This window comes from uncultured Nostoc sp. (assembly GCF_964245445.1).
GTDB lineage: Bacteria > Cyanobacteriota > Cyanobacteriia > Cyanobacteriales > Nostocaceae > Nostoc.
The window spans coordinates 1-5,803 of the sequence record NZ_CAXTNE010000366.1 but is presented as its reverse complement, the minus strand read 5'-3'; the positions used below and the strand labels follow the sequence as shown (position 1 = coordinate 5,803).

At 40.1% G+C, this 5,803-nt stretch carries 5 protein-coding genes; all 5 read right to left on the bottom strand.

Going from position 1 to position 5,803, the window contains the following annotated elements; all coding sequences use genetic code 11:
* Positions 1-768: 768 nt before the first annotated feature.
* Positions 769-1,881 carry an amidoligase family protein gene (locus ACFE90_RS34885; protein ID WP_375506845.1) on the bottom strand — a complete coding sequence of 371 codons (1,113 nt, stop codon included), beginning with the start codon at positions 1,879-1,881 and terminating at the stop codon, positions 769-771.
* Positions 1,882-1,918: 37 nt separating this feature from the next.
* Entirely contained in the window at positions 1,919-2,461 is a 543-nt protein-coding gene (locus ACFE90_RS34880; protein ID WP_375506844.1) for a hypothetical protein, read from the bottom strand.
* 543 nt (positions 2,462-3,004) lie between these two features.
* Complete coding sequence (locus ACFE90_RS34875; RefSeq protein WP_375506843.1) at positions 3,005-4,759, bottom strand: ATP-binding protein; 1,755 nt, start codon at positions 4,757-4,759, stop codon at positions 3,005-3,007.
* Positions 4,760-5,040: 281 nt separating this feature from the next.
* Positions 5,041-5,496 carry a response regulator gene (locus ACFE90_RS34870; protein WP_375506842.1) on the bottom strand — a complete coding sequence of 152 codons (456 nt, stop codon included), beginning with the start codon at positions 5,494-5,496 and terminating at the stop codon, positions 5,041-5,043.
* A gap of 52 nt (positions 5,497-5,548) precedes the next feature.
* The coding region (locus ACFE90_RS34865) for an ATP-binding protein (RefSeq protein WP_375506841.1) at positions 5,549-5,803 on the bottom strand (255 nt) is incomplete at its 5' end.

The following is a 5,803-nucleotide window of genomic DNA, read 5'->3' as shown; positions in this document are numbered from 1 at the left end:
ATCTCCAGTTAGATCAGGTGTGTTGTCTAGAAGACCAACGGCGAAATCTGGTGTTACAATGCTAACCATAAAGTTCCTTTATGCTTTTTAAACTATTGATCAACACTATATAATCAATTTATTAAAAATTTATTATACTGTTAATAACATTTAACTAGCCAGTTAAGAGGATGTTTTAAAACTCTCTTATCAGTAGCAAAACATTATAGATGCTTATAAATCTCTTTCAAAAGGAGGACTTTGATTCCGGTTCCCCTTTTATTAAGTTTATACATTAGTCACATTTTTCTTAACAATCTTGAAAAGCTTATTTGACAAATATCTTGAGTATTGAACTTTCAGATATGGTTGACAAATTAGCTCTTAGTATTGTCGCTAAAACCAAGTTTTTATTGAGAATCAACAATGAACAGATAAGGGTTAGAAAAAACGCGAGCGATCGCTTTGGCAAATGTTAAGAAAGATCGGGGTAATGGATATTTATACATAAAACTGTAATAATAAATAAATATTATAAAAAACTTAATGAAACTTTTTAAAGTCGCAAGCACGGTTTCGGATGGGAGGGGTGATGCAGTAATGCAGGTTTCTAGCCCTTTCAAGGTGAGTAAAATGTTCAATAAACTACTCTTTAACCTCTTAACTCTGTGTTCTCTGTGCCTAATAAGGTTAAATAAAATACTTTTTTGCCGCAGAGACGCGGAGGGCATAGAGAGAAAAAACCTGGTTTCATATCTTGATTGAGCAACGCCCCAACTTTTCATAAAATTATGCCACACTGGCAGCACGAGACAACCAAGCTTGGCGAAAATGTGTCTCTATTGGCAGAATTTTGAGAAAATCCTGTACAAATTCTAATTTCCATACCAGGGGTACAGTAGGCGATATCTTAGGCGCTGATACTGCATAATTTAGAATTGCTTCCATCAATGCGGCTGATTCAATTAGCGGTTCTGGATACAGCCAAGAGGGAAAAATCCGAGCTTCAAAAGTAAATTTGTCAGGAATTTTATGAATTAAGTTTTTGAGGTTAAAGTCACAGTATTTTGTTAACTGCAATTTGGCAAGGGTCATTTGGACATCAGACCAAGACATCTCACAAAAATCAGTTTCATTAATTAGTGTCAACAACTCTTCATCCCAAGCCCCCAAACGCCTGCAATGAGGGTTAGTTCCCACCAATTTTTTCAAAATTTCCCCGTATGTCCACAAAATATTAACTAAATTGGTGAAGACTCTTGGTGAACATAAGTTGACAGCATCGAAATGGAAGTGCGTCGCACCTTCACACGGAATTGTGAAACCCAATGCTCGAGCCTTGTTTAGCAGAAGCTCCAAACGCTGGAAATGGTTGCTATCAATAGGTGGTGTAATTAGTTCACAGGGGCGTTCTCGTTCCCCCGGTAAGAGTGCAGCGATCGCAATCGGATTACCTATATGATCGGCAACACGCATCATCCCACCAGGTCCTACTTCCACTTGAGTCGCAAATAAATCGGCAATTGGTTTAAGTACTTCCCCAGAAGCTGCTTTCGGGTCAGCTTGACAGATGACCAGTTGTAAAAGTCTGGTATCATCACTCACAATTCGATACCATTCTGGCTGCGGTTTTTGAGTTTTGTCTAAGTCGTCTTGGAGGGTGAGATCATCTACACAGCGAACAATTAAATTCCCTTCGCTATCAATAACCTCAAACCCTAAGGTGAGATTATGAAACAAGGGTGTTCCCGGAACATGGCTTGGTTCAGATTGAGGATAAAAGATGCGATGGACAAAGCCATTATGTTCTTGAGCGATCGCCTCTGCTAAATCCTGTCTGCTAAGTCCTGGCGGTGCCATTAGCTCAATCTCAAAACCAATTTTCCAATCCAACTCAGACATCACTGTTTAATGATTGCTAAAGATTAGTTTAAACTTACTATTTTGAGGTACGAGCATATTGCAATGCTTCCTCGATAATCTCGTCATTTCCCAAAATTAGGTTACGTTCAATCCTTACTTTGGCATCCTCCGGTGACGGATCACCCCAAAATTTAGCCAGTAATGCGGCATCATCGTATTTATATTTCGACTCATTATATAGGGAGTTTGGGGTTGTTCCTACTGACTGGAGAGCTTTCACTCTAGCATCTAAAAGAAACTGTTCTAGGATAGCAACATCCTTTCTCCCCCAAAGAATTTTTCTGCCAATTCTAGCTTTCGCATCTTCTAGCGACTGTCCCCAATAATTAGCTAAAACTCGTGCATCCCAATAGTGATATTGACTTCTAAAAAAAGCTTGGAGTTCTTTATTTAGACCTGTCGGTTTTGATTCTTTTGTAAAGTTTGCCTCTCTTTCAGTAATATCGGTGATTGATTGATGATTCTCATTAATATCTTGTGCAACTGCTGCATTTAAAGAAGTGCTTACAGAAGCAAATAAGCTTAACAATAATAAGAAAATCTGTAACTTACATTTCATCTTGAATTTCTCCTACATTGATATATCTAATGATTTTTTAGAATGCCAATAACTTTGTAATCTTTTATTGCATTCACGCTGACTTTCAGTTGTTTATAGGAGCAACGCTCCAAAGTGAGGTGCTAAAAATTAGGGGTATAAATCACCTGTTTAATCTAGTGGTTCTCGTTTATATAAGGTACATCGGTAAGGGCACGGCAGTGCCGTGCCCCTACACCAGGCGATATAATGTTGTATCGCCTGGTGTAGGGAACCGCTATAGTGCGTAGGCTAGCAAGAACCGCAAGCATCGCAGTGAAATAGCTGTTTTTATTGAGAATCTAGCTATATAACTGAGAATTAAATCCCGATCTCACTTTTTCGCGTTGCTCCCGTTGTTTATTTATACAATTTCACAGGAGGCTTTTTCTGAAAATTGCTAAGAAGTTTTTTGAGTATTTTAGCTGATTGACAAAAGACGCTTGTTTATAACCTCTTACCGATGGTTATTGTCCGAGTCTGAGAGGGAAGGTTTTGTATATTAAAGCACTATACTGCTACAAGTCAAGTTGATGATGGGGATAGTTGACCTATTGGGCATATCTTCGGTAAGCTGACTGTAACTTTAGTTCCTTGGCCTACTTGACTAGACAAGTTAATATCGCCACCGTGTAACTCTACGCAAGCTTTCGCGATCGCTAGCCCCAATCCTGTACCGGGGATTGTGTCAACGTTACTTCCACGACTGAAGGATTGAAACAAATTTTCTTGATCTGCTATCGGGATACCAATTCCCTGATCTTTGATATAAAAGATTACTTGTGATTCTTTACCAATGAGGTGGAATTCTACAGTACCTCCATCTGGAGAGTACTTAATTGCATTGGATATTAAGTTAGTAAAAATTTGCTGCAAAAGTCCGCGATCGCCCCAAAAGTCCTGATTATTACCAGTAATTTGAAAAATCAATTCGTGGCGATCGCCTGCTGTTTCTCGCTCTTGTTCGATCAAGTCAGAAAAAAATTGCAGTAAATCGAGCAAGATTGGCTTAAATTTGGGTTTTTCCAGTTCAAATTGGTTAACCAGAAGCATGTTATCCACAAGTTTGGACATATACCTGGCTTTCTGTTCAATAATTCCTAAGAACCTCTCTTGTTTAGACTCATCTAGTTGCTGGCTATGTTTTACCAAAGTTGATGCAGCAGCAAGAATTGAAGTTAGCGGCGTTCGATACTCATGGGAAACTGTTGCAATAATTTGCGATTTAAATGCATTGAGTTGCTTTTCTTTGGTAAGTGATGCTTGAGTTTGGGCTAGCAATTCCGCTTGTTGGATGGCGATCGCTAGTTGCACCGAAACTTCATTGAGCATTTGGGCATCATCAGTTTGCCACTGTCGTTCCTCGGAATTATGGTGAGCAATCAACAAACCCCAAAGCTTGGGGGTTGGGTTCCCATTGCTGCTCAGATTAATCGGAACTACTAGATTTGCCTTAGTATTAAATTGCTCTTTTAGGCTGACACAATTACACAAGCCAAGCTCATAGATATAAGGGATGGGCGATTGGGGATTGGGCAGAAGAGGCAGAGGGGCAGGGTGCAGGGTGCAAGGGGGAGAATGAGTAATTAATTTACCTCTTTCCTTCCTCTGCTCCCAGCTAAGAGCTAATAGCTCCCCTGCTTCTTTCCCAGCCCTGACGCGATCACACAATGCTAGACTGCGGCATGACTCAACTGAGGAGGCAACTATTTTACCGTCGGCATCTGGGGCGAACTGATACACTATCACGCGATCGCACTTCAGAAGTTGCTGTACCTCAGCTACAGCCGTATTCAAAATTTGCTCTAGGTTAAGAGACTGGCGAATTCTTAAAGCAGTAGTGGCAATTAAGCGCTGTCTCTCCTGAGTTTTGTAGAGTTGGGCTTGCAAGCACGATTGCTTAATAGCGTTGCGGACTGTTAGTTGCAGTACATCCTGTGTTAGATGTTGCTTAACCAAGTAATCCAAAGCACCCCGTTTCATTGCTTGCACAGCTATCTCTTCATCACCACGCCCAGTCAGCATAATCACAGGGACAGAAGTCTCAAATATCTTCTGTTGCATCCGATCAAAGAGTTCTAACCCACTCATATCAGGTAGGCAAAAATCCAGGAGGATGACATCAAAGCGCGTTTTTTGGCACAAAGCAATTGCTTCTTCTGCACAGTCTGCCTCCAAAATCTGGTAGGACTGGTGCGGATCTTTCAACAGATATCGACGATAGATTTTTCGATCTGCTGCACAATCATCAATGATGAGTAGCGTCCATGTGTCCAACATATTAAGTATGAGGATTGGGGAGCCATGTAGATCCCTTTTATCCAGATTGTGTTTTTATTGCATAATTCTATAAATAATATAAAATTAGGTGTAAATAAAATCTAAATTCTTTAAAAATTCTAAAGCAATATAAGTGGTAAGATAAACAAGAAAATGGGGAAAACGCATCTAAAAGACAAGCAGACACAGTGACTCAAAGAGGAAAATGTTTCTATGTCCTCTGAGCCGTCTTTTTTTTTACCCTTTTTTCTTTACTATTTGATCAACAGAGAATAAACAAATTAATCCAAAACAGGCGGCATATTGGCTTCAAGCCAATAGTCCACAAATGCCTGAATCGTCTTTTTTAGTTCCTGAGCATCCATCGGCTTTACCAGATATCCATTTGCGCCCTTTTGGTAGCACAGTTCAATATCCTTGGGGTTAGATGATGTAGTAAAAACAACAATGGGGATTTCCTTAAAACTCTTGTCTTGCTTGAGCCGATCTAAAATGTCACGGCCATCAATACCTGGCAAATTCAGATCGAGCAAGATAACAGAAGGTCTTAGTGCTACTTTAGAGTTGCGTAAGGCTTCGCTTCCTTGTTGATAGAGGAAGTCTAAAACCTCATCCCCATTAGTACAACGATGTATAGGGTTCTGTACGGACATGCGCCGCATCAGACGTTGTAGCATCCGAAAATCTTCATTGCTGTCCTCAACAACGAGCAGAGGTTCATGAAGTTTTTTTGTCATTCGTGGTCTTAAAAGAACTTAACAAAAATATATATTTGGTTATTATCTTAAACTATTTCAGCGTGAAATAGAAAATCGAGCCAACGCCTACGGTAGATTCAACCCAAATTTGGCCGTTATGAAGCTCAACAATCTTCTTAACAATCGCTAGTCCAGCACCTGCTCCTCCACCGTACTTTTCCTGAGAGTGGAGCCGCTTAAATAGTCGAAAGATAGTTTCTAGGTGATGCTGTGGAATTCCAATACCGTTATCTCGGATATAAAAGATTGGGGATTGGGGATTGGGGATTGGGCATGGAGAAGAGGC

Bases quoted from the DNA above. Each gene is read 5' to 3' on its own strand.
- ACFE90_RS34885 (WP_375506845.1), bottom strand. From the start codon at position 1,881: ATGTCTGAGTTGGATTGGAAAATTGGTTTTGAGATTGAGCTAATGGCA.
- ACFE90_RS34880 (WP_375506844.1), bottom strand. From the start codon at position 2,461: ATGAAATGTAAGTTACAGATTTTCTTATTATTGTTAAGCTTATTTGCT.
- ACFE90_RS34875 (WP_375506843.1), bottom strand. From the start codon at position 4,759: ATGTTGGACACATGGACGCTACTCATCATTGATGATTGTGCAGCAGAT.
- ACFE90_RS34870 (WP_375506842.1), bottom strand. From the start codon at position 5,496: ATGACAAAAAAACTTCATGAACCTCTGCTCGTTGTTGAGGACAGCAAT.